We start from the raw sequence: 25,480 nt of genomic DNA, 5'->3' as shown, positions 1-25,480 counted from the left end.
TGAAGGAAATTGATGTTGGCTAGAAAACTGTATCCAGAACGTCTAATTCTCCGTGCATTCACAATGGAGGATGCTACTAGAGTTCAAGAATTGGCAGGAGGCAAAGAAGTAGCGAAAACAACTTTGGGAATACCTCATCCATATTCTATTGAAGCAGCAACGAGCTGGATTGAAAATCATCCTGCGATGATGGCAAATGGTATATTTCCATTTGCGATTGTATTAAAAGGTGAAAACAGCTTAATCGGAACGATGGCCTTACGTATCAATCAAGCTCATAATAAGGGTGAATTGGCATTTTGGGTGGGGAAGGAATATTGGGGAAATGGGTTTGCGACGGAAGCGGCACGTGAAATAGTTAGATATGGATTTGAGGAATTAAAGCTCAATAAGCTTTGGGCAATGGCGATGTCGAAATATCCTGCTTCATCAAAGGTTATGGAGAAAGTCGGAATAAAACGGGAAGGCGTGTTAAGACAGGGTATTCTAATGCAAAATTAAAGGGAGTTATTGACTTAAGTCAATAACTTATTCGTTTCGTCTTAATTACGTCAAAACCCACTATGAAGGATAATGAACCAGCATAAAAAAACAAAAAACTTGAAGTGAATAAAATTCATTCCTCAAGCATTTTGCGAGTGATTTACCTGATAATTATTTAGCAATTACATATATTATTTATTCAAATCCTATTATTCTCATGCATACCTATTTCTCTCAGTTTTCCATCTCTCATTTCAAATACACAATCACCATGTTTTGAGAGCTCTATATCATGTGTGACTAAAACTATCGTGACCCCCTGTTGTTGAATATCCTTTAAGATATTCATGACACGGTCTCGATTTTCTATGTCGAGATTTCCTGTGGGTTCATCACATAATAATAAATTAGGCTCACTTATTAATGCTCTAGCAATTGCGGCTCGTTGTTTCTCGCCTCCAGAAACCAATCTTGGTTTATGGTGTATTCGATCGGTGAGTTGAACTAAATGGAGTAACTGCCGAGCTTTTGCTTCAATAATTTCCTTCTTTTCAAAAGGTAGGAGAGGAATCATTACATTGGTCAGTAAATCAAACTGTTCAAATAGCTGAAAATCCTGAAAGATATATCCAATATGGTTTCTACGGAATTTTCTTATTTCCTCTTGATTTGCTGTCATCATATCTATGTTACCGACTTTTGCTTTTCCAGAATCTGCACGTTCTAGCCCTGCAATACAACGTAGTAGTGTGGTCTTTCCAGAACCAGAAGGGCCAGTTATAGTTAGCCATTTACCTTGGTCTAGTAATAAATTGGCATGAGTGATCGCGTGAACAGTTTCCGATCCAGATGAATATTTTTTACTAATATCATGTAGTTGGATGTACATGGCTTTTACCACCTTTATTGAAGTATCTGTTAATAGATAACACTGCAATTACAACTGTAACTAGTACAATCGCTATACAAGCTAGGATTCCATGAATTGCACTTTGAACAGATAAATCTACAAATATTACGATAAATAGCAAGCTGATTAGCCAGCCGATGATGGAAGAAAGGCCACTCCATAAAAGTACTTCCTTCAGAAAATAGGTCCGAACATGATTATTTCCCCAACCGACAACATGGAATAAATGAATCTCACCTGCACGCTTTTGCCATAACCGTGCTAAGGTTTGATAGATTGTAAGAAAACTCATCAAATATAAAAGAGAAATAATAATGATAAATATCCCGTTGATATCTCCATGTATATACGTGCCAAGTCGGGTTTGTGTAACAACGCCAACATGTTGAATTAGAAAAAATGGTAAAAAACAAGTTAATAGTGTAACAAGAAAAATTTGGACGCAGGCTGCGATTATTTGATGATAATAAAACCCTATATTCTCCGTTATCATCGTTTTACCATTAAGGTGTCGTTTCTGCTTTTTTCTACTGGATAACTTCTGAATACCCAAAAATAGTATGAAAGTTACAATGCTGATTAAGCTAGAAATGTAAAGTGATAACCAACTAGAAGTAAAGTATCCATTTAGGAAAAATATTGAATTTGTTACCATTATTGGTATGCCTAAAATCCATTTCCATTCTTTATATCGTAATTTCCTAATGTCTTTTTGTGCCCAACCTAAATGGTCTAATAATGTTTCTTCTCGCTCTCTGTCTTGTAACAAATTATAAAAAACAAAGGCAATAAAAATAAATGCAATCAAACAGTAAAGTAGGGTGATAAGCAATTGTAATGAATTCCAGCTTTCTACAATGGTACCCGCTGCACCTAAAGTCGTAAAAGGCTGTAAAATTTCGCCTATTCCTTCTACATCAACTAAAACTTCTTGTAAGGAAGCCCCTGCAACAATATCTATGGTATAACCTTCTTTTTCCCATTCACTAGCTAAGTTTTCAATTTTATTAGCTGCTTCTTCATCATATCCGTTTAGACCTGAAACCTTAACCCGAATTGCATCGATTGGTGCTTTCCCCTTTATTTTCTCTGCCCAATCTAATGCGATTAAACCATGTGCAGGTGTAGTAATATAACTACCGGGAACAGCTGATGGATGTACAGTAATACTTGGGTCGGTTGCTAAATGTGGAGCCTTACTTCCGTATATACCTAAAGGGGAAGAGGCTAGAGTGTCAACATTCTCTTTAATAGAGAAGGTGCCATTCAAAACAAATCCAAAGTAATCCTCGTCGTTAATTGGATTGCCACTTTCATCAATGTCATAAATCGTTATTTCATTCATCTGCCGATAAACTGGTGAATCATATATCTCGTCAGTTGCAATTTGTTCTACAAAAAGTGACTGATCCTGCTTGTTTATTTTATACGTGACAGGATCTAATTGGTAACCGATGCGTTGTGCGTGGAAATTAAATGCACCACCCCATGCCCCATCAGGCTTTCCTAAATGAAGTTTATTTTCAGATACATAGAGAAAATCTTGTGAAAATGGAGAGTGACTTTCCTCTAACTCTAAATCATAAACTTTCTCTTTATGGGCTCGTTTAGGTTGAATATAACTTTCCACAATTTCGTTATAGGCTTCTTTGTTCTCCTCCATGGTTCGAAGCGGGTTACCTTCAATAGAAACTTCTTCAATTGATAGTATCTCTTCTTCCGTTATTTGTTCCAAGTCATCTATCGTTAGCCTTATGGACACAGGTACAGTAGCATCTTTTAAACTCATAATAGGTGTAGATAACTTTCCGTCTAAATATGCCTCATAGTCAATTATCTGTTCAGTAAGAGGGCTAAAATCATAGTTCGTTAACTTTCCTTCTTCAACTGGATCAATTGCAACGACTTGATGGAAGGTGTCGGGAAAGGTAAAAGAAGCTATATCAAAGCCTACATAATTTTCAACAACCTCTAGACTAGAGGGGAATATCGTATCAGTAAAATCAAAGACAAACGAATTATCTTTATTTGGGTATGTTTTATATCCGTCGTTTGTTATATATTGGACTTCATAATATTGGGCAGAATTTGCATCTTTTTCAATCATCCAGGTTCTATCTCTTGCTTTAAATAACCCGATTGAGGCAACTGGAGCAGCAATTTCTACATTTGGATGATTTTTAATAGTCTCCCACTCGTCGATTGTAATACCACCGTTGCCTACTCCTAAATAGTTTTCTTCTACTATGTCTAGTTGGCTCTCTAAAGTAGTTCTTGCATCGGGTGGACGGATTAAAATATCATAAGTCCCTCTAGAGAAATTTGTTATATTCTGCTCGACTTTCTCGTTAGCTTCATAGGTCTTTGAAAAACTATAAGTAACAGTACTAATCACCAGAATCAGTACTGTTATTAATAGTGTTATATTTCTCCATCCGTGTAGGGTTAGTTTTTTCATGGTTTTCCCCTAATAAGTTACGGTTGCAGTGCCATAAAACCAAGGGCTAGGACCATATTCTTCGCTTATTGCTCTACCGCTTGTTGTAAATGTAGTTAAAGTTCTTACACTCCACCTATGACTAAAGTCTCTTCTACTAACTGCGTTTCCTGATTTTATAGATGAACCATCGCCGGGATTAAAATAAAAAGTAGAAACTCCTCCAACATTTGTGCCTACTCTTATAGTTTCCCACGTTAAATGAGAAGTAGAAAGCTTAGATGGACTTAGATACGCTTCAACTCCTGCTTGTATACTAACTTCTTTCTTTGAACTAGTTGAATCTAGTTCACTTTCACTGGCAAATGTTATAGTTCCATAAAATAAAACAAAACCAGTAGCACATAGTAATGTAAAAAGAATCTTTTTCATGAAAACTCTCTCCTTTTTATATTTATATACTTGAAATTATGACTGATTTTGTAAGTGATTTTTTTAGTTAATTCTAGAAGTTTACGGTATTTATATCCTTCTTTCTTATTAAACAAATATTAACATTTTTTAAATAAATAAACAATAGTAAATTTTTAAAAAATAAAAAATATATATTAGATTTATAGATATTACCAAATGAATTATCTAAAATAGTTATAGTTCACAAATATAATTGAGGAACAATTTAAAATAGTATTAGTAAGCAAGCAGAAGTATACTTTCGTGTTTCAATTCAAGTAATAACTAGGTAAGAATTTTATAGCGTAGAAAGGCGGTAAGGTAATGGAAATTTCAAATCAATGGGATGCGCAGTGGGAAGTATCAGAAGAGTTGGCATATCAATTAATTAGTAATCAATTTCCGGAACTAGGATCGAAAATAATACAAAAACTCGGGAATGGATGGGATAATACGGTTTTTACTGTCGGCAACGAATATGTATTTCGCTTTCCGAGAAGAGAAATTGCCATCAACTTGTTAAAGGTGGAGGGGAACATTCTACCGAAGCTGAAGGATTTTCTATCGATTCCTTATCCGATACCGTTATTTTTTGGACAGGCGGATGATGGATATCCTGCGCCATTTTTAGGGTATACCTATTTACCAGGAGAATTTCCAATTGGGTTGACTGACGCGCAACGTACAGCTTCTTCCAAAAAACTGGCTAAATTTTTACGAGGGTTACATTCAGTCCCCGAGCAAATTGCTGTAGAAAATGGTATTCAACAGGATCATCGAAATCTTACGGATATTGCGGCGCGTAAAGAGAGATTACAGCAATTCATTTCTGATATCGGCACTCATTTTAGTGAAGAAGTGTATAACGAACTAACCAAATATTTAGATGAGCTTAATGTAGACCGTGTGAAACCAAAGAATGTACTCCTTCATGGGGATCTCCATTTTAAAAATATGCTGGTTGATCAGGATGGCATAATTTCAGGGATTATTGATTGGGGAGATGTGAATATTGGGCATCCTGCATGTGACTTGAATGTTGTGTATAGCTTTTTACCGCCAGAAACGCGTGCGGATTTTTTCATGGAATATGGTGAGATAGATGAGGAATCGAAGCGATTAGCTCGATTGATTGCTATCTATATTCCTATATTGATTATGATGCAGGCAATCGATGAACAAGATGCGCGGGTGGTAGATGAGGCAAGAGCGACTATAGAGCGTGCGCTAGCTGACTAAGACACTTATTTATGAGGAATTAGAGAATAGTAGTGCATTGTTTTTTTTCTGTTGAAATGATAGAATAGCTAAAATTACCAATTGAAGCTAAAATGCGATGAAGAGAAGAGTAAATGAACCGGATTCATAGTAGAGAGCCCCGGATGGTGAAAAGGGGTATGAATTAATTCATTGAAACAAGCCTCTGAGCATCACGTTGGATTTGATAAATGATGGCGTGACAGGTGCTCCTGTTATAGGGCTAGAGTATTAGCGAAATGTTCCTTTTGCAGTACTTGAAGAGATTAATATGGTGACATATTAATAAACTAGGGTGGCACCACGATACTAGATTCTACAAAATCTCGTCCCTAAGACTTAAGGTCTTGGGGGTGAGATTTTTTTTATTTTGTTCATTTACAGTGATTAGAATGGAGGAGAAATACCATGAGAGAAAGTGCAGCTACTTCATGGCGATATCCATCGCTTTTATTATTAATTATTGGGATATCTTCAGTCGGAGAATGGATTTATTTTATAGCTTTGAATCTAATCGTGTTAGATATGACGGGTTCACCAATTGCGGTAACGGGTCTTTATATCGTTAAACCGTTGGCTACGCTGGTAACGAATTTTTGGGCGGGTAGTATTATCGATCGCTCTAATAAGCGAAAATTAATGATACTACTTAACTTAGCCAGAGCTATTTGCATCGCATTATTGCCTTTTATGGCTTCTATTCCATTAATCTATTTGGCTGTGTTACTAATAAACATGGCTAGTTCCATGTTCGATCCAACCTCCATGACTTATACAACAAAATTAATACCGATAGAAACTAGAAAACGATTTAATGCATTTCATAGCTTAATAAATTCAGGGGCATTTCTAATTGGACCTGCGGTTGCTGGGGTATTGTTTCTTATTGGTACACCAACAATTTCCATCTATACAAATGCAGTAGCATTGTTGTTAGCTGGAGCCATTATGGTGTTCATGCCCGATTTGGAAAACCAAGGGCCAGTTTCGATTCCTAGTAGTAAATTTTCCATTAGGGACATGAAGCGGGATTGGCGTTTAGTGCTTATATTTAGTCGTAAACATCGTTATATTGTGACCATTTACTTTTTGTTTAGCTTTGTGATGGTGATTATGGCAAGTGCAGTTGATTCACTTGAAGCAGTATTTGCTAAACAGGTGTTGTCATTAACTAACAGTGAGTATGGTTTCCTGGTGGCTATTGCTGGGGCAGGCATTTTAGCTGGAGCGATTGTGAACGCACTATTCATTCATAAGATGAGGATATCCTTTTTGATTGGAATGGGGACATTATTGGTATCGATTGGATATAGTATCTATGCCTTTTCACATTCGTTTATAGGGGCGGGAATTGGTTTTTTTGTTCTAGCGTTTTTCACCGCTTTTGCTAACACAGGATTTTTAACATTTTATCAAAATAATATACCTACTAATATAATGGGTCGAATTGGAAGTATATATGGTTTTATCGAAGCAATATTTATTATCGTAGCAACAAGTATTTTGGGGGCAGCCACTAATTTTATTTCTGTTAAGGGCGCTGTAATACTGGGGGTTTTCATAATGATCATTTTTTCTATTATATTATTGATCGTTAGCTTCTCTCCTGCTCAAAAAAAGATATTTCGGGATCAGCGGTAGATACTTGAATCTATGCGCAAGAAATTTGAAGGGTTTCTCTTAAACATGTCGAATTCTTTAAATAAGATATGTTTAGAAGAGGAGAGATTATAATGAATAAGACAGCACTATTGATAATTGATGTGCAAAATGGCATGTTTGATGAATCGTTTCCTATTTATGATGGCGAACAACAGCTAAAGAATATTCAAGTCTTAATTCGTAAGGCTCGTGCAGCGAATGTGCCAATCTTTTATGTGCAGCACAATGACGAAGAATTTATTGCTGGAACGACGCCTTGGGAAATTCATTCTTCTATTGCGCCAAATGAGGGCGAGGTTATTGTTCAAAAGCGTACACCAGATTCTTTTTGTGAAACGGATCTACAGGAAAAACTTCAGGCTGAAGATATTCGACATCTCGTGATTGTTGGAAGTCAGACAGAGTATTGTATTGATACGTCAACTCGCCGTGCCTTTAGTCTTGGCTATGACGTTACACTGGTGAAGGATGCCCATCGGACGTTTGACACGGAAACATTAAGCGCAAAACAAATTATGGAGCACCATAATAGCGTGTTGGGCAATACCTTTGCTACGCTTAAGGAAACAAAGGAGATTGAATTCGCTAAAATAGCGGTGGATTAACATGCAAATTAGATAAGTAATGTAAAAAGCGCTGGCTGCATCATGTGCCAACGCTTTTTACATTAAATAGTATTTTCCCAGGATATCGTGGACGGGCAAATACAAAGAAAATTTGATGGGCTGAATTCGCTATGGATTCAGTTCTTTTTTTGGATGAATGTCCATGTGAGACTTCTGAAAAGGGTGTTGACAATTACGAAAAACAGGAGTAGATTTTCCTTATTAAATAGAAAAATACAACCTTTTTAATCGCTTAATCAAGGACTTCTCTTGAGCGGGGGAACCATTATGGATAGCGTACTTGCTATCAGGGGTGAATCTTACTTAGTAAGAGGGGGTACTCTAAATCCCTAATCCGACAGCTAACCTCGTAAGCGTTATGGATGGATAGAGAAAAGGTCCGCGGATAACCTAAGACCATTTTATTTGAGATGGTCTTTTTGACTTGGTAAAGGGGAAATACACATGATCAAGAATTTAAATTTACGTCCTGCACAAATCATTGTTTTATTCTATTTTTTTGCGGTGATTATTTCGGTTGGGCTACTTAGCTTACCGATTGCATTGAAATCTGGCGTTGCGTTTACATTCCTAGATGCTTTATTTACTGCTGTTAGTGCGATAAGTGTTACAGGATTATCCACAGTGTCTGTAGTGGATACCTTTAGCACTCCTGGTATCATAATTCTATTATTTATTCTTCAATTTGGTGGAATCGGTATTATGACGCTAGGTACATTTTTCTGGCTTGTAATGGGAAAGAAAATTGGGTTAAAGGAAAGACAATTAATTAGTACCGATCAAAACCAATCACAGCTATCGGGCTTGGTTAAGTTGATGAAGCAAATTTTATCAATGATAATCCTAATTGAGTTATTTGGAACGATTATTTTAGGGACCTATTTTCTACAGTATTTCCCTACTTGGCAAGAAGCATATTTACAAGGGCTATTTGCTTCGGTTAGTGCAACAACCAATGCAGGATTCGATATAACAGGGAATTCATTAATTCCTTTTGCGCATGACTACTTTGTCCAAGCCATCAATATAATTTTGTTAACGCTAGGGGCTATTGGGTTTCCAGTTCTAATTGAAGTGAAAGATTTTATTAAAAATCATAGAAATAGCGCTAGATTTCGCTTTACGTTATATACCAAACTAACAACGATCACTTTTTTTGCCCTAATGGCATTTGGAACTATCATTATCTTAGTATTTGAAGCGACTCATTTTTTCGCAGGAAAGAGCTGGCATGAATCATTTTTCTATGCGTTCTTTCAGTCATCTTCCACGCGGAATGGTGGATTAGCAACGTTGGATGTTAGCCAATTTTCGAATCCTACGTTATTGGCACTATGTTTCTTAATGTTTATTGGTGCATCACCAAGTTCCGTTGGTGGGGGGATAAGGACAACGACATTTGCTGTTATTTTATTAGTGATTTTTTCGTTTGCAAAAGGGCAAAAGCATGTGAAGGTGTTTGGACGTGAAATCCATGAGGATGATATTCGAAAGTCTGTTGTCGTGAGTTTTTTAGCGGTATTAATCTGCTTTATCGGGCTTGTTATTTTAACGGAAACGGAGAACTTTACCTTAATGCAGCTCATGTTTGAAGTGAGTTCAGCATTTGGAACGACGGGGCTTTCGATGGGGATAACCGCAGACCTTAGTACCGTTGGAAAGATTGTCATTATTGCGCTAATGTTTATTGGAAGGATTGGAATTCTATCGTTCATATTTATTTTCCATCGTGACGCAAAAGAGGTGAGCTACAATTATCCGACAGAACGGATTATTGTGGGGTAAAATAAACAGACTTATATCATTTTTAAACCTGGTAGGCATTGGGCTTACCGGGTTTTTGCTTTTAAAACAAACAGTAAGTTTCTTTCGTTTTGTACTATTATGAAGGAATAAGTAATTGGAGCTGGTTATTTAATTGTTTCCCTATTCTTCGTTACGTTTATGGAAAGGGCGGCTAGACGAAGTGGGGCGTTAATGAAGAGTAATTAAAATTGGGTATCGCAATGGTCATATGGACTGTAGCGATACCCTTTCATAGTTAATTAGTCAACCTTAGTGCAATGCTTCTCAATAATAGAGACCATTGTTTGAAACCCGTACTTTTTATTAACGACGTTTACGGTGAAGTCAGCTTGCTCTTTCTGGCTATTCATCTCAAAATCATACCCGTTATAGGATAAGAATTGCATGAGAGACAAGAATGTTGTTCGTTTGTTTGCATTGTGAAAGGAATGATTTTGGGCAATTGATTCGAAAAGTGCACCTGCTTTTTCAAAGACGGTTCCGGTTTCATAGGCATCTTTACCAAAAGCAGATTGTTGTGGTCGGTGTACTGCAGAGTCTAATAGTTCCGGTGATTTAATTCCGATTTGTTCACCGGGGCTAAAACGTTCAATCACGTATTGGTTAATCGCGGCAACTTCTTTATAAGTTAAATATCGCATTAGCGATCCACCAAATCACGAATGGTCTCTTCGTGCTTGTTTGTATTACGTTCTAACACTTCAAAAAAGTCTGCGCTAATCCCTTTTGGAAGCTTAATTTCTTCTTTTTTACTTAGCACTATTTCTCCATTCCTTTGTTCAATCTGGATATTATCCCCATAGGATATTCCAGCTTCAAGTAACATTTCTTTTGGGAGGGTTATCCCATAACTATTATCTTCGATAACTTACGCTCGTGTCTGCTCATGTTATCAACTCCTTTGTTATATTTGTTTATACTATTAAAACCGTTATAACGTTATAAGTGAAGCACAAAAGCATAATTTTTTCTTTCGAATGAAAAATAAAGTAAACTGTTAGCTACATGAAAAGAAATCCTGAGGAGAGACATTATGGAACAGGTATACAGTGACATTATTCAGTTTCGTGGCAGTCACTATGATTTTGGTCGGATGCAAGGGGAGCTATTGAAGGATTCTCCAATCTTGCCGAATCGAAAGAAGCAATGGGGTGCAAAGAGGCGGTACCATTTTACGATAGATGAACAGGAAGTAAAGGCTGCTATTATGCAGTTTGCTCCGGGAATTTGGGATGAACTGGAGGGGCTAGCGGACGCCTTAGGATGGAATATTTATGATGCCGTTCGAGAGTTTGGTGGCTATTATTTAGAATACGGGAGAAGCGGCTGTTCGATTTTTACCGGGTCAGATTATATGATTCGTAATTACGATAACCATCCGGCTTCTTATGAGGGGCGGTATATGCTCCATCAACCAACAGATCAGGGCTATGCCATGGTGGGACCATCAATGCAAATTACTGGTCGAATTGATGGCTTGAATGAAAAAGGCTTAGCGGTCGGCTATAACTTTGTTAATCGGAAGAAGTCAGGTAGTGGTTTTGTTTGTAACATGGTTGGGCGGATTATATTGGAGGCTTGCGCAAGTGTTGATGAGGCAGTAGCTATGCTAAAGGAGATACCACATCGACATTCCTTTAGTTATGTCCTGTTAGATAAGCTAGGAGCAACCTATGTGGTAGAAGCTTCCCCAAGAAGAGTTGATTTCCACCAGTCCAATACGTGTACGAACCATTTCGATAAGCTAACCGAGGAAAATCGTTATCGCATGGATGAATCGATGCAAAGGCAACAGGTGATGCAGCGGCAAGAAAAGGATCTCGTAAATGGCTATGAGGCGTTTCGAATGATGAATGATATGGATAAAGGGGTATTTTCATCCAAGTATGGGGCTTGGGCAGGCACCTTGCATACGTCGGCATATTTTCCTAAGGAGATGAAAGCATGGTTTTCGATCGGCGGAGACCAGAAACCAGTTATCATCGATTTCGGCAAGTGGCTAGCGGGCGAGCGTGTAATGATAAGACAAATTAAGGGAAAACTTGATGCCAGTACGCCGTTTGTGAATATGAGTAACTTTGCTAATCCGGATATTTTGATTTAAGAAGGCAACCAATCAGGGCGATTGGTTGCTTCTTTGTGTTTTTTAGGATATCGACTCATCTCGAATGGCTGCAATGGCGCGGGCGAATTGGTTCGAAACCTCCTCGCCGATTTCTTCCCACTTCGTTTTATTGCGTATTTGGGCGTCTTTATCGAGTGGTTCTTGGAACTGGTTGATGCCAGTTGCGGCAAGTAATGAATTTTCGTTTTGGTCTAATCCGAGATGAACGACATGCTTGATGACAAATGGGGTGCCGAATTCGATGAAGGCATCTGAACGATCGAGCATGCCTTTTATAACGTGAAAGGGCATCCGTAAGTAAATCGTTTCCCCGCCTTCGCGCTGCAATGTTGCATCGAAAAAAGCCCCGTCATATTCCGCTGCCACACATGCTGAGCCCGTATTGCTGTGCTAGTTCACGAGCTTCCCCAAAGTATACTTTCTTACCGTTAATTTCAGAATCGAGTTTGATCATGGTAACGCTCCTTATGTAACGTGATAGGTATAGTTTTTACAAATACTGGAATAAAATACTACCTAATTAACAGAATAAGAAAGGATAATCCTGGTTGGAGTGTATAAACCTGTACCCTAAGGGGGTATCGTAACAGTATAGTCATTATTCATGATGAAAAAGATGAAAATGGTGAGTTTATCTAGTTGACAATAAATACGCTAGGGGGGTATAGTATAAATAAAGAATAGAAAGAAGGTGTTCACATGGATCAATTTCTACATGACCACCCAATAACGCCTAGAACCGATGCGGAAAAACAAGCTGTCGTCAACAGACTGAAGCGAATAGAGGGACAGGTGCGGGGTATTCAAAAGATGGTGGAAGAGGATCGTTATTGTGTCGACATATTAGTTCAAATTAGTGCGATAAATGCTGCTTTGAAAAAGGTAGGCTTCCAGATTGCTGAAAGACATACGAAGCACTGTGTTAGTCATGCTGTGAAATCAGGTGAAGGGGAAGCGGCGATTGACGAACTAATGGAGGTTATGAAGCAGTTCTCCAAGTGAGGGGGGTATTTAAATGGGTGAACCTAAACATATCACCATTGGTGTAACAGGCATGACATGTGCTGCCTGTTCCACTCGGATTGAAAAAGTGTTAAATAAGCTGGACGGTGTGGAAGCGCAGGTTAATTTAACAACGGAAAAAGCGACTGTTCAGTTTAATCCAGAGGCTCTCACTACCAACGATATTACAACAAAAATTGAGCAACTGGGGTATGGTGTCCAAACGGAAAAGATCGAGTTTGATGTATATGGCATGACATGCGCCGCTTGTTCCACCCGAATTGAAAAAGTGCTAAATAAACAAGAAGGTGTCAAGTCAGCCAATGTAAATCTGGCTACTGAGAGTGCATCCATTGAGTATAGTCCAAGTATTGTAGCGGAGGCAGATATAATCGAGAGAATACATCAGCTCGGATATGATGCAAAACGAAAAGTGGATAAGCAAGATAAGCAGACTCACAAGGAAAAGCAGCTCAGAAGCATGAAAAAGAAACTAATCGTGTCAGCTGTATTGGCGTTTCCATTATTGGTAACGATGCTGGTGCATCTTGCTGGGATAACTATCCCACATCTATTCATGAACCCGTGGTTTCAATTTGCCTTAGCAACACCAGTGCAGTTCATTATTGGTTGGCAATTTTACGTGGGGGCTTATAAAAATATTCGTAATGGTGGAGCGAATATGGATGTTCTCGTTGCATTAGGCACGAGTGCGGCTTATTTTTATAGCGTATTTGAAGCAGTGAAATCAATTGGCAATCCTGCCTATATGCCGCATCTTTACTTTGAAACAAGTGCGATTTTAATTACCCTGATTTTATTCGGGAAGTACTTGGAGACAAGTGCGAAAAGTCGTACAACTGTTGCTATTTCTAAATTGCTCGATCTACAAGCAAAACAAGCAAGAGTAATTCGTGCTAATGAGGAAATTATGATTCCAATCGAGGAAGTGGTGGTTGGTGATCGACTCATTGTGAAACCGGGTGAAAAGATTCCAGTCGATGGAACGGTGATGAAGGGTAGAACGGCTGTGGATGAATCGATGATAACAGGGGAATCCATTCCGGTTGAGAAGGCTGAAGCTGCTATCCTAATTGGGTCTACCATTAATAAAAATGGAACCATTGAAATGGAAGCAACGAAAGTAGGAAAAGATACGGCACTTGCTTCCATTATAAAAGTCGTAGAGGATGCCCAAGGATCGAAAGCGCCGATTCAACGGTTGGCGGATGTTATTTCGGGATACTTTGTACCGATAGTTGTTGGAATTGCCGTTGTGACGTTTGTGATTTGGATTGCCTTTGTCACACCAGGTGACATTGAGGCGGCATTAGTAACCGCAATTGCTGTTCTTGTCATTGCCTGTCCATGTGCATTGGGACTAGCAACACCAACCTCGATAATGGTTGGATCTGGAAGAGCTGCAGAGAATGGAATTTTATTTAAGGGTGGCGAGCATTTAGAACGTACCCACGAATTAGATGCGATTGTTCTAGATAAGACAGGAACCATTACAACAGGAAGGCCAGAAGTAACCCATTATACAGCTGACTTGGAAACATTAATGCTAGTTGCAAGTGCGGAAAAGGGATCTGAGCATCCATTGGCAGATGCAATTGTTGCTTATGCCATCGAACAGGGAGTTACCTTAGTAGAAACCGATGAATTTACTGCGATTCCAGGGGCTGGCATTCAAGCTACGATAGCTGGTAAACAAGTATTAGTCGGTACTAGAAAGCTAATGGATGACCATACTATTACGGTCACCAATGCAGAAGCTACCTTAGTAGAATATGAGATGAATGGAAACACCGCTATGCTTATTGCCATTGATGGGACCTACAAAGGAATTGTTGCAGTTGCTGATACCGTTAAAGAGACCGCAGCACAGGCGATAAAGCAATTGCAGAATCAGGGCTTGGAAGTATTCATGCTGACTGGTGATAATGAACGTACTGCCAATGCAATAGCAAGGCAGGTCGGGATTAATCAGGTCATTGCGCAAGTTTTACCAGAGCAAAAGGCTAATAAAATCAAAGAAATTCAATTGCAAGGGAAGAAAGTGGCGATGGTTGGCGATGGAGTAAATGATGCACCAGCACTTGCTGTTGCTGATATCGGTATCGCGATTGGTACCGGTACAGAGGTTGCAATTGAAGCGGCTGATGTTACTATCCTTGGTGGGGAATTACTGCTGATTCCAAAAGCTATCAAAATAAGTAAGGAAACCATCAAGAATATTCGTCAAAATCTATTTTGGGCATTTGCCTATAATAGTGCAGGAATTCCAATTGCTGCACTTGGCTTACTTGCACCATGGATTGCTGGTGCAGCCATGGCGTTTAGCTCGGTCAGTGTTGTTTCTAACGCACTTCGTTTGAAACGAGTAAAACTATGAGGTTAAACTAGTAGTGATTAAGGTATGCTAGAATACTGAAAAAGCTACTGGTTTACTATATAAATTAATCGATAGAAAAGGAGATAGAATCATGCAAACTACTTTAGATGTAAGAGGGATGACTTGTGGTCATTGCAAAATGTCTGTAGAAGGTGCACTAACGAACTTAGCGGGTGTTTCTACTGTTGAGGTTGACTTGGCTACTGGCAAAGTGGTCGTTACGTATGATGAATCACAAGTAACAGTAGAACAAATGCAAGAAGCAGTTGAAGATCAAGGTTATGATGTAGCTTAATTTTCGAGGCTGTCTTAGTTATGGTATACGCCATTGCTAAGACAGCCTCTCTTGTTTCCTATGCGAATTTTTGATATGTCTTCTTCTGTTCCTCAGCGGTTGCTTGCGGTGTATATATCCAACCATTCTGTTTAATTATCTTCTCGTATTTTTCTTGCATTTTCAGCTGCTGTTGTGCCATTTTGACATGCGCATTTCTTACGTTTTGATTTTTCATCAACAAAGCGGAAACATAATTTTGATTGGCCATGTTCTTTGCTGCATTATGTGCTTCTAAGGTAATCCACTTATCATTACTACTATTTCCACTTGCATTAGTCTGGGCTTGATTGCTAGTTTGTTTTATCGTTTCTATATCCGGAACTTCTACATAGTAGTCAGTATTTGGATTAATGAGTGCTAGCATTACCTTAACATGCGTTTTCATTACATTTTTTTGCAGGCGTATAATTTCCTTTAGCTTAGGGTTTGAAACATTATGCTCATATACATGAAGCTTTTGAATGGCACCTTGGTGAGCAGTTAAATGCTCTGCCATTAGGCCTAGATCAATTGCTGGTAGGATTGCCATCGTTTACATTACCTCCAATTCCGGAATGATACATGATAGTCTATGCGAAGGGGGATAGGGTTTGTGATAGTGACCTATTTGTATGCGAGTACTATTAAGAAAAAGTAGGCTTGCCCTCGTTTGAAGTCAGGCGTAAGATAGGAATAAAAGTTAAAGAAGGAGTTTCGGGATGAAGGAACATTATTACGATAAACTACTCAATATACATACTACAGGGAAAATCACCACTAGTAATAGTGATCATTACTACCCGTATGAGCCAACTCCATACCATGCTTTGGAAACATTGTTTGATACATATGAAATAAAGCGGACTGATCGAGTAGTAGATTTCGGTTGTGGACTAGGAAGGCTTAATTTCTTCATTCATTACTTTTATCACGCATTTGTTGTTGGTATTGAAATGAATCGTATGTTTTATCAGAAGGCATTAGATAATCAACTGCATTATGCAAAAAAAACGAAAAACCAGGTGGGCAGAATTGAATTTAACTGTTGTTTAGCAGAGGAGTATTCGATTAATCCAAAAGACAATCGTTTCTACTTCTTTAATCCATTTTCTGTCCATATCTTTCAAAATGTTGTGAATCACATTATTCGTTCGGTTGAGGATTTCGCTAGAGAGGTTGACATCATCCTGTATTACGCATCAGAGGATTATGTTTTCCATTTGCAAAATAATACCCCTTTTGAATTGGTAGATGAAATCATATTGCCAGGAATTTACGAGAAGAATCCGTATGAACGTTTTCTAATTTATCGGTTGGTATATTAATTAGAAGTGTGATGTGCCTATTGAGAATGAAAAACTGTTAAAAGATGGCTGCTGAAAGCTAAACTTTCCCACAAATGCCAACCTGAACTTTAACATTCAAATGTTCATTTGATTATTTTAATTGACGCTTAGTGCGTAGATAGCATATAGTAGTTGTATAATCAAACGAATATTTGAATGAGGGGATCATTTATGGCAAAAACGTTGGTAAGACGGATTGAAAAAGATACTTGTGATACCTTTTGCTATGATGAAGCGAAAGTAAATCGAATCAAGCCGCAGATAGAAGCGGTTTCGGGTGTGGAAATGTTATTTAAGGCTCTGTCTGATGCAACACGATTAAAAATTGCCTATGCCTTGATGTTAGAGGGGGAATTATGTGTTTGTGATGTTGGAAATATTATAGGTTCCACTACTGCTACTGCTTCCCATCATTTACGGTTATTACGTAATATGGGATTGGCTAAGTACCGAAAAGAAGGAAGACTAGTTTTCTATTCATTAAAGGATGAGCATGTGCATCAGTTAGTTTCGATTGCGATGCTCCACGCAAAAGAAGGTGTCGTGAATGGATGATAATCGAAATGTTTACCGACTACAAGGGCTATCCTGTACAAATTGTGCAGCGAAATTTGAGAAAAACATACGCACGATTGCTACCGTAGAAGATGTTCAGCTAAACTTTGGCGCTGCAAAGCTAACGGTTCAAGGAGCGGTTACAATTGACCAATTAGAGGAAGCGGGAGCATTTGATGGGATAAAAGTTTTCCCAGAAAGACAGCGGCAAGTGGAACAGAAACAATCTTTTTGGAAGAAACGACAAAACATTACCGCTCTTGTTGCGCTCTTTCTAACGGTTGTTGGATACGTTACGAATTTCCAGTTAGGTGACAATCATCCTGTCGCAATCGGTTTCTTTATCGCTGCCATTTTAATTGGTGGGTATGATTTATTTAAAGTTGGAATAGCGAACATAACGAAGCTTCAGTTTGATATGAAGACATTAATGACAATAGCGATTATCGGGGCAGCGATCATTGGTGAATGGGCAGAGGGTGCCGTCGTTGTATTTCTGTTTGCGGTTAGTGAAGCACTGGAGAGCTATTCCATAGATAAGGCACGACAATCCATCAGGTCCTTAATGAACATTGCACCGAAAAGAGCTACCATTCGTCGTGGTAATGAAATAGTGGAGATGGATGTAGAAGATGTGCAAATAGGTGATGTGCTTTTCATTCGTCCGGGCCAAAAAATTGCCTTGGATGGTGAGGTGGTAATTGGTCAATCCTCAATAAATCAAGCAGCTATCACGGGTGAATCGATTCCTGTGCACAAGCAACCAGGGGACGAGGTTTATGCGGGTACGTTAAATGAAGAAGGGTCACTAGAAGTTCGGGTGACCAAGCGTGTGGAAGATACGACCATTGCGAAAATTATCCATCTCGTGGAAGAGGCGCAAGCAGAGCGGGCACCAACACAGCAGTTTGTTGATAAGTTTGCCAAGTATTATACACCAGCTATTATGGCTATTGCATTTCTAATAGCGGTATTTCCCCCGTTGTTTTTCGGGGCTAGCTGGGAAGAATGGATTTACAGCGGATTGGCAGTGTTGGTTGTTGGCTGCCCATGTGCCTTAGTTGTCTCAACGCCAGTAGCCATTGTCACCGCGATTGGAAATGCGGCGCGAAATGGTGTGTTGATCAAAGGTGGTATTCATTTAGAGGAAGCCGGTCAGCTACATGCAATCGCTTTTGATAAAACAGGGACCTTAACAGAAGGAAAACCAGTGGTGACGGAGATTGTGAGCCTGTCTGCTAAAGGTGAACAGGAAGTACTGGGAATTGCACGTGCCATTGAAGAATACTCGCAGCATCCACTTGCTTCTGCAATCATTCGAGAAGCGATTCGTTTAAATGCTCCTGTCTATCAGGCGGAGGACTTCACGTCAATTACTGGTAAAGGTGCCAAGGCTGTAGTGGAAAGTACGGATTACTTTATTGGGAGCCCTGCATTGTTTGAGGAAATGCAGTTGCTACCAGTAGAAGTGAAAAACACGGTCAGTCAATTACAAGCAGAAGGTAAAACTGTCATTCTCCTAGGGACCAAATTTGAATTAAAGGCACTAATCGCAGTGGCGGATCAGGTGAGAAAAACAAGTAAACGTATTATTGAAAAGTTACAGCAGCTTGGTATAAAGCAAACCGTTATGCTTACTGGCGATAATCAGCTAACTGCAACTGCCATAGGTCAGCAGCTTGGTCTAACGGAAACGATGGCGGATCTTTTACCGGCGGATAAATTAGCTGCAATAAAAACCTTAAAAATGCGCTATGGAAATGTGGCTATGATCGGTGATGGGGTAAATGATGCCCCGGCTTTAGCGACGGCGAATGTTGGTATTGCCATGGGTGGGGCTGGCACGGATGCTGCCTTAGAAACTGCTGATATAGCTTTAATGGCAGATGATCTGGAAAAGCTACCCTACATGATATCGTTGAGTCGAAAAACATTATCTATAATTAAACAAAATATTTCTTTTGCTCTGCTGTTAAAAATAGTGGCGTTATTGCTTGTTATTCCAGGTTGGTTAACCTTGTGGCTTGCAATCATTGCTGATATGGGTGCGACCTTACTAGTCGTGTTAAATTCATTACGTTTAATCAAAAAGAATGAGTCTGGGATATAAGTACTTTTGACAAGATAAAATCCGAAATTGCGCGTAATACTCGCTGCGGAAACTAAAGTAGTGCATGGTTCGCGATTTTATCTTTTCATTTTACTTATGTCCCAGGCTCATATTTAATTCATATTCGCTAGTCGTTGCCTGCTGGATTGTGCTAATACATGCTGTACGGTGATATCATCGGATTCGGTTTCTAGTGAATAAGCTTGTTGGTAAGTTTCGTGGCCTTTACCAGTTATGATGACCCAATCCTCTTCTTCTCCAAGCTCAATTGCTTTTTGAATGGCAAGTGTTCGGTCTGGAATAATCATGCCTTTTTGATTCCCGTAAGCACTGTTTAACGCCTTTAATGTTTCCATCATTTCTTCTTCTGAAATTCCATTTAAGTCATCAAATGTCAGGATGTAATGGTCACTTAATTTTGCTGTAATCTCAAGCATTTCTTTACGCTTACTTTTGTCACGATTGCCTCTGAATCCAAATACGTGGATAATACCTTTTGCCCCGAAGCCTTTTGCGGACGAAAGGCAATGCAGGATAGCGTCCGGTGTGTGGGCGTAATCCACGACAATGGTGGGCGAGCTGCCTACTTTTGTTGTTTCAAAACGACCTTTTACGCCTTGGAAGGACTTAATTTCCTGGCGGATGAGTGCTTTTGATATCCCGATAAGTTTGGCTGTCACATAGGCCATGATGGAGTTGTACATATTGTGGATACCTGGCATAGGGCAAAGTAATTCTACTGTCTGATGATCTGCTTCTCGAGCAAAAACACTAGAATTTTTAATGGATAAATCCAGTAGTTGAATATCATTATTGGATGATTTACCGATGCAATGTGTCGTAACGCCACGCTGGTGAAGGATGGATGCTAGTTTTTCTCCCCATTCATTATCCGTATTAATAATTGCTTGTCCGTTTGCCTTCAAATGATTAAATAAAAGTAGCTTCGCTTGGAAATAGTCTTCCATCGATTGATGATAATCCAAATGCTCGTGGTATAGATTAGTGAAAATGGCATAATCAAACGTAATACCTTCTACACGAAATTGGGTTAATCCGTGTGAAGATACCTCTAGTATAGCAACATCGTCAGTGCTTTGTGCTAGTAGTTTGTTAAGCGTTAATACACTTGGAGTTGTGTTGTCGCTTGGGACTATCTCGCCATTAATTATATTGTGGATGGTACCGATAATAGAGCAAGTTTTTCCGTTTTGTTCTAGGATATGCTTTAGCATGTAGCTTGTAGTGGTTTTACCGTTCGTTCCCGTAATCCCAATCATCATTTTCGTCTGGGATGGATTATGATAAAAATTCCTAGCAATCGTTCCTAGGGCTTTTCGACTATTCGCCACTTGAACATAGGGCACTGCATCAACTTCTAGGTCTTTTTCCCCGATTATTAGAATGGCACCGTTTTTAATGGCATCTGCAATATAATCATGGCCATCAGATTGATACCCTTCAATTGCAATAAACAAATAGCCGGACTGAACGTCTGTAGAATTGTCTGCGATTCCTTTCACATCTATATGTTCAAGCCTATTGAGTAGGCTGGTATGTATGTCAAGCTCATGCAGTAAGTCGCTAATTTTCATATGATGTATGGGCTCCTCTGAATATAGAATAAACATGCTCTGCTAACATTGGGTAGAGAGCGGAACAGAACTGGATACCACTTATAGGATATGAGTTCTTTTCGTTATCATGAATGGGAAATATATCTAAATCCTATTGGAATAAGGTTTATCGGGATAATAAAATTTTTAATAAGAACGAAGTGTTCACCGGTGGATATAGAAAATCATAATAATATACGTTATACTAAAATCAACGTGAATTCAATAAGTAAAAGGATTGATTATGATGGTCGAAGCAAATGTTTTTAAGGAAGACCAAGAACTATCGCTCAAATTATTCGTTGTACTAACGCGAGCAATACAAGCAATCGAACAGAAGACTATCCAGAATATAAAAAGCTGTGGCGTTAATTTAACAGAGTTTGGGGTTCTAGAGTTGCTTTATCACAAAGGGGAACAGCCGATTCAAAAAATTGGGCAAAAAGTCTTATTGGCGAGTAGTAGCATTACCTATGTGGTCGATAAATTGGAAGAGAAACATTATTTAACGCGCAGGGCATGTCCCACGGACAGACGTGTTACCTATGCAGAACTAACTGCTGAAGGTAAGCAGCTCATGGATGACATTTTCCCGCAGCATGCTGAAGCAATGCAAGAAATAATGGGTGGTCTCGGTACCGAAGAGAAAAAAGTGATGATTGACCAAGTGAAAAAACTAGGTTTACATGCACAGAATTTATAGGGATAAGTAAAAGGTATTGCTAAGTTTGTTTAGCAATACCTTTCGTCACTATCTACTATTCTAATTCGATCACCGTTAAGAAGGTTGACCAATCCATAATCCGTTCTGCTGGATAATCGCGGTTATAGGATTGATCCTTTAGGAAAAGGTTAATTCCTTTATTGGCAAGTGTTTGTAGGATTGCTGGTTTATCATCCACATAATAGTCCAGCCCTAAATCCTTAATAATGTCTATTTTCTCATGATCCTGCATGCCATAGAAAAATTGTTCATCGTGCACGGGAAATCCTCGTTCTTTTAGCCAGACCTTCGTGCGCTCACCGTGTTCTTTCGGTCTTGCCGTAATGTAAAAAATCTCGTGGCCAAGTTTCTCTAACTGAGTTAAGGTTTCTACTGCTCCAGCAAAAGGCGGGCAGTCTGTATAATAAATCTCTTCAAGAGAGCTGTTCCACAAGTCGCTTCCTTCCTTGTCGGTTAGACCGAATGGCTCATGAATTTCCACCCGCTGTAACGCATAGAATTCACGCTGGGGAATGTCATTGTTTAATTTCTTTTTATAGAGATTAAACGCGTGCTCCCTGAGGTTAATTAACGTGTCGTCAATATCAAATCCAAATTTCATCGTAATCCCTCATCTATTCATACACTGGATATCCAGAAAACTTATAGTCATTACCGATTTTAACAATGTCTGTATCCGTCAGTCCGACGGCATCCTGCATGTCGGCAATACCGGTACCTTCTAAAAATGTTGGTGCATCCTTTCCGCCAACTAATTTCGGAGCGAAATAAAGCACAACCTTATCAACCAATTTATTCTCCAAGAAGGATGCATGAACGTTGCCGCCGCCTTCAAGGAAAAGGGAAGAAATAAGCTGCTCGCCTAAAACGTGAACGACCTCATTTGGATCAACAGATTCTGTCCCACCTGCTACAATGACCTTTACACCCAATTTTTCAAGCTGCTGTTTCTTTACAGGATCATGCTTTTCGGTTGTGAATATCCAAGTTTCTGCCTGGTTGTCTGTTACGACATTGGCATCCAGTGGTATTCTCAAACTGGAGTCTAGGATCACTCGAAGCGGATTACGTCCGTTTGGAATGCGGGCAGTTAAAGATGGATTATCCTTAAGTACCGTGTTAATGCCAACTAAAATCGCTGCATTTTCACTTCTTAATTGATGGACATCTAGTCTAGCATCATCTGACGTAATCCATTTGCTACTATGTGTGTGGGTAGCGACCTTTCCATCTAAGGTAACACCAGCCTTTAGGGTAACAAATGGTTTCTTGGTCAGGATAAATTTATTGAATACTTCATTCATGTTCATGGCTTCTTGTTCGCGAATTCCTGTAATGACTTCAATACCAGCATTCTCTAAGATTTTGACACCATTCCCAGCAACAATAGGATTCGGATCTAATGTTGCAATCACGACACGTTTTAATCCTGCTTTTACAATTGCTTCTGCACAAGGTCCAGTTCTGCCGTGGTGGGAACAAGGTTCAAGGGTCACATAAATGGTGCCACCTCTTGCCTGATCGCCCGCCATGCGTAGTGCATGTATTTCCGCATGGGGCTCACCTGCTTTTAAATGGGCACCAACCCCAACGATTCGATTTTCATTGACGATGACCGAGCCAACAAGTGGATTTGGATCGGTTTGCCCTTTCATAGCCATGGCATTTTGCAATGCTACATCCATATAGAACTCATGGCTAGTCATTGGAGCAATTCCTTTCCTCCTGCAGGTGTCCTGATTTTTCTACCTTTGTTTGCAAGTATCGCTCGTTATACTCGGACTTATCTCCCCAAAGTGGTACGCGTCCAGTAAGTGTTAATCCGGCGTTTTGCATTGCCTCAAGCTTTAGTGGATTATTTGTGATTAGTGTAACAGGCTTCGATCGTAATTGCTTTAATACAAGGATCGCATCGTCATAGTTTCTAGAATCATTCACAAATCCTAATGCCTCATTTGCTTCGACGGTATCATAACCGTTTTCTTGCAGAACGTATGCCATTGCTTTTGAAAACAGGCCAATTCCACGCCCTTCATGATTTGCTAAATAGAATAATGCGCCGGCACCATGTTCTTTAATTTTGCGCATGGACTCTTTTAATTGAAAGCCGCAATCGCATCGCTTACTACCAAAAATATCGCCAGTATGGCAAATGGAGTGCATACGGATTAAGGCATCCTCACTGTTTTCAAAATCCCCATAGACTAAAACACTAGATTGCTGATAGTCTGCTAAGTTTTTGGAAGATAGATTATCGATGATGCTTTGGTAATCATCAGTAACCTCCTCACTGTTTAACCAGCAATACCAGTTAAATTCAACGGTCTCACCATATAAGTTAACGGGAAGGCGGACAGGTCCTACTAAATAAATCGCACCTTCCTTTGTTTTAATTGATTGTATTTTATCCTTTAATACGGTTAGCGCTTTTGATTCAAGTTTCATTTGTCCCATTATATAAACCCCTTTCACTGCCATTAGTATAAATAAAAAAAGCTGTATTCTCAATTTATCTTTCTCGCGTTTCCCGATTTTTAATTTTCTATTAGAATATGATGTCCTAGATAGGTTGGCTTGGATGCAATTTTCTTTGCTAAAAAAATCTAATAATTCTGTTGCACGCAGTATAATGATGTGTTATTATATCGACATACGATATATCGAGTGTTGATATAAAGGCGGTGATGATGTGACAAAGCAACCAGAGGATTTTTTACCCTTATCGCAAGCAACTTATTACATTCTTCTCTCTCTTAGAGAGGTGCGTCATGGCTATGCCATTATGCAAGATGTTGAAACGGTAAGCAGGGGAGAAGTAACGATGGGACCGGGAACCTTATATGGTGCGTTAGGGAAGCTCGAGAAGCAGCATATAATCGAAAAAGCAATGATACAAGATGATGATCGCCGGAAGTATTACCAATTAACATTACTTGGGAAAGATATTCTACACTTGGAATATAAGCGGTTGAAATCATTGGTTGAGAATTCAACACAACTTATTAAACAAATAGAGGGTGAATGATATGACAATACGGAAATTCAAACTATTTTTTGCTTCGGATATTGAGAAGGAGGAAAAATGGTTAACGGAAATGTCTAGTAAAGGATTACAACTAATTAAATATCGGCTTTTCTCGTATGTGTTTGAAGAAAATCACGAAGCATCCTATGTCTATCAAGTAGATTTCAGACCAGAAGCAGACGATGACTATTTTCAATTATATGAAGATGCTGGTTGGGGGCATGTAACGGATGCTGTTAAGCTATTTCATTACTTTCGAACAGACGCTAATCAATCGGGAATTCGGAAATTGTACTCGGATAAGGAATCCATTCAAGATTCTTATAGGAGAATGATGAGTTTCTATATAGCATTATTCCTTATGTTGATCGTATCCCAATCCGGGTTATTTCTAACGTGGCAGGGGTTAATAATTCAGTATATCGCTATAGGTATCGTTTTACCCGTTTTCATTCTATATGCATATATGTTGATTGCCCTAAGAAATAGATATAATTTTTATCGGAGAAAGTAACCGATTAGAGACCTCTTTTTAGTTGGGGTCTTTATTTTTTGTTGTTATTGACCACCCTGGTCGAAAGTGTTACACTGGTTTCGACCAAAGTGGTCTAAATCCGAATAGGAGTAAA

26 protein-coding genes, 1 riboswitch and 1 other annotated feature are annotated in these 25,480 nt (G+C 39.1%); of the genes, 15 read left to right on the top strand and 11 right to left on the bottom strand.

Going from position 1 to position 25,480, the window contains the following annotated elements; translation table 11 throughout:
* Positions 1 to 12 precede the first annotated feature (12 nt).
* Positions 13 to 501 carry a GNAT family N-acetyltransferase gene (locus JF53_RS03685; protein ID WP_047980509.1) on the top strand — a complete coding sequence of 163 codons (489 nt, stop codon included), beginning with the start codon at positions 13 to 15 and terminating at the stop codon, positions 499 to 501.
* A gap of 181 nt (positions 502 to 682) precedes the next feature.
* Here the strand turns inward: JF53_RS03685 and JF53_RS03680 are convergent, their stop codons facing one another.
* From JF53_RS03680 to JF53_RS03670, 3 genes are read right to left on the bottom strand one after another with little or no spacing between them, the layout of a single operon-like run.
* Entirely contained in the window at positions 683 to 1,372 is a 690-nt protein-coding gene (locus tag JF53_RS03680; protein WP_047980508.1) for an ABC transporter ATP-binding protein, read from the bottom strand.
* Complete coding sequence (locus tag JF53_RS03675) at positions 1,353 to 3,851, bottom strand: ABC transporter permease (protein WP_047980507.1); 2,499 nt, start codon at positions 3,849 to 3,851, stop codon at positions 1,353 to 1,355. Before JF53_RS03675 ends, JF53_RS03680 begins: the two co-directional genes overlap by 20 nt.
* A gap of 9 nt (positions 3,852 to 3,860) precedes the next feature.
* A complete protein-coding gene (locus JF53_RS03670; RefSeq protein WP_047980506.1) occupies positions 3,861 to 4,262 on the bottom strand; it encodes a hypothetical protein in 402 nt (133 codons plus the stop codon).
* A gap of 345 nt (positions 4,263 to 4,607) precedes the next feature.
* Here JF53_RS03670 and JF53_RS03665 point away from each other — a divergent pair, with 345 nt between their 5' ends.
* From JF53_RS03665 to JF53_RS03650, 4 genes are all read left to right on the top strand, one after another.
* Positions 4,608 to 5,522 carry a phosphotransferase gene (locus JF53_RS03665; RefSeq protein WP_047980505.1) on the top strand — a complete coding sequence of 305 codons (915 nt, stop codon included), beginning with the start codon at positions 4,608 to 4,610 and terminating at the stop codon, positions 5,520 to 5,522.
* Positions 5,523 to 5,610: 88 nt separating this feature from the next.
* Positions 5,611 to 5,877: a binding site (T-box leader), on the top strand.
* A 71-nt stretch (positions 5,878 to 5,948) separates the two neighbouring features.
* Positions 5,949 to 7,181 carry an MFS transporter gene (locus tag JF53_RS03660; protein ID WP_047980504.1) on the top strand — a complete coding sequence of 411 codons (1,233 nt, stop codon included), beginning with the start codon at positions 5,949 to 5,951 and terminating at the stop codon, positions 7,179 to 7,181.
* A gap of 92 nt (positions 7,182 to 7,273) precedes the next feature.
* Positions 7,274 to 7,807 (top strand): cysteine hydrolase family protein, encoded by a 534-nt coding sequence (locus tag JF53_RS03655; RefSeq protein ID WP_047980503.1) that lies wholly within the window; start codon positions 7,274 to 7,276, stop codon positions 7,805 to 7,807.
* 240 nt (positions 7,808 to 8,047) lie between these two features.
* Positions 8,048 to 8,199: riboswitch (cyclic di-AMP (ydaO/yuaA leader) on the top strand.
* A 73-nt stretch (positions 8,200 to 8,272) separates the two neighbouring features.
* Positions 8,273 to 9,613: a TrkH family potassium uptake protein gene (locus JF53_RS03650; protein ID WP_047980502.1), complete on the top strand. Its 1,341-nt coding sequence runs from the start codon at positions 8,273 to 8,275 to the stop codon at positions 9,611 to 9,613.
* A 260-nt stretch (positions 9,614 to 9,873) separates the two neighbouring features.
* Here JF53_RS03650 and JF53_RS03645 read toward each other — a convergent pair whose 3' ends face one another.
* Complete coding sequence (locus tag JF53_RS03645) at positions 9,874 to 10,275, bottom strand: type II toxin-antitoxin system death-on-curing family toxin (protein WP_047980501.1); 402 nt, start codon at positions 10,273 to 10,275, stop codon at positions 9,874 to 9,876.
* Positions 10,275 to 10,499: an AbrB/MazE/SpoVT family DNA-binding domain-containing protein gene (locus JF53_RS17940; RefSeq protein ID WP_047980500.1), complete on the bottom strand. Its 225-nt coding sequence runs from the start codon at positions 10,497 to 10,499 to the stop codon at positions 10,275 to 10,277. Before JF53_RS17940 ends, JF53_RS03645 begins: the two co-directional genes overlap by 1 nt.
* 168 nt (positions 10,500 to 10,667) lie before the next feature.
* On the opposite strand from JF53_RS17940, the gene JF53_RS03635 reads away from it, so the two are divergent.
* Positions 10,668 to 11,738 (top strand): C45 family autoproteolytic acyltransferase/hydolase, encoded by a 1,071-nt coding sequence (locus JF53_RS03635; protein ID WP_047980499.1) that lies wholly within the window; start codon positions 10,668 to 10,670, stop codon positions 11,736 to 11,738.
* 42 nt (positions 11,739 to 11,780) lie between these two features.
* Here JF53_RS03635 and JF53_RS03630 read toward each other — a convergent pair whose 3' ends face one another.
* A complete protein-coding gene (locus JF53_RS03630) occupies positions 11,781 to 12,125 on the bottom strand; it encodes a YugN family protein (protein ID WP_330218275.1) in 345 nt (114 codons plus the stop codon).
* Between the two features lie 333 nt (positions 12,126 to 12,458).
* Between JF53_RS03630 and JF53_RS03625 the strand changes: the two genes are divergently transcribed.
* The 3 genes from JF53_RS03625 to copZ all read left to right on the top strand — a co-directional run bounded on the left by JF53_RS03625 (position 12,459) and on the right by copZ (position 15,454).
* Positions 12,459 to 12,761 (top strand): metal-sensing transcriptional repressor, encoded by a 303-nt coding sequence (locus JF53_RS03625; RefSeq protein ID WP_047980498.1) that lies wholly within the window; start codon positions 12,459 to 12,461, stop codon positions 12,759 to 12,761.
* 13 nt (positions 12,762 to 12,774) lie between these two features.
* Positions 12,775 to 15,159, top strand: a complete 2,385-nt coding sequence (locus JF53_RS03620) for a heavy metal translocating P-type ATPase (RefSeq protein ID WP_047980497.1) — start codon at positions 12,775 to 12,777, stop codon at positions 15,157 to 15,159.
* A gap of 91 nt (positions 15,160 to 15,250) precedes the next feature.
* A complete protein-coding gene (gene copZ, locus JF53_RS03615; protein WP_047980496.1) occupies positions 15,251 to 15,454 on the top strand; it encodes a copper chaperone CopZ in 204 nt (67 codons plus the stop codon).
* A gap of 58 nt (positions 15,455 to 15,512) precedes the next feature.
* On the opposite strand, the gene JF53_RS03610 is transcribed toward copZ, so the two are convergent.
* Positions 15,513 to 16,025, bottom strand: a complete 513-nt coding sequence (locus tag JF53_RS03610; protein ID WP_047980495.1) for a spore coat protein — start codon at positions 16,023 to 16,025, stop codon at positions 15,513 to 15,515.
* A 169-nt stretch (positions 16,026 to 16,194) separates the two neighbouring features.
* Here JF53_RS03610 and JF53_RS03605 point away from each other — a divergent pair, with 169 nt between their 5' ends.
* The 3 genes from JF53_RS03605 (at position 16,195) to JF53_RS03595 (ending at position 19,486) form a co-directional block, all read left to right on the top strand.
* The gene (locus tag JF53_RS03605) at positions 16,195 to 16,800 is read left to right on the top strand and encodes a methyltransferase (protein ID WP_047980494.1); all 606 of its coding nucleotides are present in this window, start codon (positions 16,195 to 16,197) and stop codon (positions 16,798 to 16,800) included.
* Between the two features lie 192 nt (positions 16,801 to 16,992).
* Complete coding sequence (locus JF53_RS03600; protein WP_047980493.1) at positions 16,993 to 17,376, top strand: ArsR/SmtB family transcription factor; 384 nt, start codon at positions 16,993 to 16,995, stop codon at positions 17,374 to 17,376.
* Positions 17,369 to 19,486: a heavy metal translocating P-type ATPase gene (locus JF53_RS03595; RefSeq protein WP_047980492.1), complete on the top strand. Its 2,118-nt coding sequence runs from the start codon at positions 17,369 to 17,371 to the stop codon at positions 19,484 to 19,486. The genes JF53_RS03600 and JF53_RS03595 overlap by 8 nt, the downstream gene beginning before the upstream one ends.
* A 113-nt stretch (positions 19,487 to 19,599) precedes the next feature.
* Here the strand turns inward: JF53_RS03595 and JF53_RS03590 are convergent, their stop codons facing one another.
* Entirely contained in the window at positions 19,600 to 21,081 is a 1,482-nt protein-coding gene (locus JF53_RS03590) for a UDP-N-acetylmuramoyl-L-alanyl-D-glutamate--2,6-diaminopimelate ligase (protein ID WP_047980491.1), read from the bottom strand.
* Positions 21,082 to 21,349: 268 nt separating this feature from the next.
* Between JF53_RS03590 and JF53_RS03585 the strand changes: the two genes are divergently transcribed.
* Positions 21,350 to 21,805 carry a MarR family winged helix-turn-helix transcriptional regulator gene (locus JF53_RS03585; protein ID WP_047980545.1) on the top strand — a complete coding sequence of 152 codons (456 nt, stop codon included), beginning with the start codon at positions 21,350 to 21,352 and terminating at the stop codon, positions 21,803 to 21,805.
* A 55-nt stretch (positions 21,806 to 21,860) separates the two neighbouring features.
* Here the strand turns inward: JF53_RS03585 and JF53_RS03580 are convergent, their stop codons facing one another.
* From JF53_RS03580 to JF53_RS03570, 3 genes are read right to left on the bottom strand one after another with little or no spacing between them, the layout of a single operon-like run.
* Positions 21,861 to 22,427, bottom strand: a complete 567-nt coding sequence (locus tag JF53_RS03580) for a 5' nucleotidase, NT5C type (protein ID WP_047980490.1) — start codon at positions 22,425 to 22,427, stop codon at positions 21,861 to 21,863.
* Positions 22,428 to 22,440: 13 nt separating this feature from the next.
* Complete coding sequence (gene ribD / locus JF53_RS03575; protein ID WP_047980489.1) at positions 22,441 to 23,532, bottom strand: bifunctional diaminohydroxyphosphoribosylaminopyrimidine deaminase/5-amino-6-(5-phosphoribosylamino)uracil reductase RibD; 1,092 nt, start codon at positions 23,530 to 23,532, stop codon at positions 22,441 to 22,443.
* Positions 23,525 to 24,280 carry a GTP cyclohydrolase II gene (locus JF53_RS03570; RefSeq protein WP_047980488.1) on the bottom strand — a complete coding sequence of 252 codons (756 nt, stop codon included), beginning with the start codon at positions 24,278 to 24,280 and terminating at the stop codon, positions 23,525 to 23,527. Before JF53_RS03570 ends, ribD begins: the two co-directional genes overlap by 8 nt.
* A gap of 235 nt (positions 24,281 to 24,515) precedes the next feature.
* Between JF53_RS03570 and JF53_RS03565 the strand changes: the two genes are divergently transcribed.
* Both JF53_RS03565 and JF53_RS03560 read left to right on the top strand, forming a co-directional pair.
* Entirely contained in the window at positions 24,516 to 24,851 is a 336-nt protein-coding gene (locus tag JF53_RS03565; protein ID WP_047980487.1) for a PadR family transcriptional regulator, read from the top strand.
* Between the two features lies 1 nt (position 24,852).
* Positions 24,853 to 25,365, top strand: coding sequence for a DUF2812 domain-containing protein (locus JF53_RS03560; protein ID WP_047980486.1), 513 nt, complete (start codon positions 24,853 to 24,855; stop codon positions 25,363 to 25,365).
* Positions 25,366 to 25,480: the final 115 nt, after the last annotated feature.

It is taken from the genome of Ornithinibacillus contaminans (assembly GCF_001038425.2).
GTDB lineage: Bacteria > Bacillota > Bacilli > Bacillales > Amphibacillaceae > Ornithinibacillus > Ornithinibacillus contaminans.
This window is presented reverse-complemented; position numbering and strand designations above follow the sequence as displayed.

Coding starts and splice junctions, on each gene's coding strand:
- JF53_RS03685 (WP_047980509.1), top strand. CDS start 13: ATGTTGGCTAGAAAACTGTATCCAGAACGTCTAATTCTCCGTGCATTC.
- JF53_RS03680 (WP_047980508.1), bottom strand. CDS start 1,372: ATGTACATCCAACTACATGATATTAGTAAAAAATATTCATCTGGATCG.
- JF53_RS03675 (WP_047980507.1), bottom strand. CDS start 3,851: ATGAAAAAACTAACCCTACACGGATGGAGAAATATAACACTATTAATA.
- JF53_RS03670 (WP_047980506.1), bottom strand. CDS start 4,262: ATGAAAAAGATTCTTTTTACATTACTATGTGCTACTGGTTTTGTTTTA.
- JF53_RS03665 (WP_047980505.1), top strand. CDS start 4,608: ATGGAAATTTCAAATCAATGGGATGCGCAGTGGGAAGTATCAGAAGAG.
- JF53_RS03660 (WP_047980504.1), top strand. CDS start 5,949: ATGAGAGAAAGTGCAGCTACTTCATGGCGATATCCATCGCTTTTATTA.
- JF53_RS03655 (WP_047980503.1), top strand. CDS start 7,274: ATGAATAAGACAGCACTATTGATAATTGATGTGCAAAATGGCATGTTT.
- JF53_RS03650 (WP_047980502.1), top strand. CDS start 8,273: ATGATCAAGAATTTAAATTTACGTCCTGCACAAATCATTGTTTTATTC.
- JF53_RS03645 (WP_047980501.1), bottom strand. CDS start 10,275: ATGCGATATTTAACTTATAAAGAAGTTGCCGCGATTAACCAATACGTG.
- JF53_RS03635 (WP_047980499.1), top strand. CDS start 10,668: ATGGAACAGGTATACAGTGACATTATTCAGTTTCGTGGCAGTCACTAT.
- JF53_RS03625 (WP_047980498.1), top strand. CDS start 12,459: ATGGATCAATTTCTACATGACCACCCAATAACGCCTAGAACCGATGCG.
- JF53_RS03620 (WP_047980497.1), top strand. CDS start 12,775: ATGGGTGAACCTAAACATATCACCATTGGTGTAACAGGCATGACATGT.
- copZ (WP_047980496.1), top strand. CDS start 15,251: ATGCAAACTACTTTAGATGTAAGAGGGATGACTTGTGGTCATTGCAAA.
- JF53_RS03610 (WP_047980495.1), bottom strand. CDS start 16,025: ATGGCAATCCTACCAGCAATTGATCTAGGCCTAATGGCAGAGCATTTA.
- JF53_RS03605 (WP_047980494.1), top strand. CDS start 16,195: ATGAAGGAACATTATTACGATAAACTACTCAATATACATACTACAGGG.
- JF53_RS03600 (WP_047980493.1), top strand. CDS start 16,993: ATGGCAAAAACGTTGGTAAGACGGATTGAAAAAGATACTTGTGATACC.
- JF53_RS03595 (WP_047980492.1), top strand. CDS start 17,369: ATGGATGATAATCGAAATGTTTACCGACTACAAGGGCTATCCTGTACA.
- JF53_RS03590 (WP_047980491.1), bottom strand. CDS start 21,081: ATGAAAATTAGCGACTTACTGCATGAGCTTGACATACATACCAGCCTA.
- JF53_RS03585 (WP_047980545.1), top strand. CDS start 21,350: ATGGTCGAAGCAAATGTTTTTAAGGAAGACCAAGAACTATCGCTCAAA.
- JF53_RS03580 (WP_047980490.1), bottom strand. CDS start 22,427: ATGAAATTTGGATTTGATATTGACGACACGTTAATTAACCTCAGGGAG.
- ribD (WP_047980489.1), bottom strand. CDS start 23,532: ATGACTAGCCATGAGTTCTATATGGATGTAGCATTGCAAAATGCCATG.
- JF53_RS03570 (WP_047980488.1), bottom strand. CDS start 24,280: ATGGGACAAATGAAACTTGAATCAAAAGCGCTAACCGTATTAAAGGAT.
- JF53_RS03560 (WP_047980486.1), top strand. CDS start 24,853: ATGACAATACGGAAATTCAAACTATTTTTTGCTTCGGATATTGAGAAG.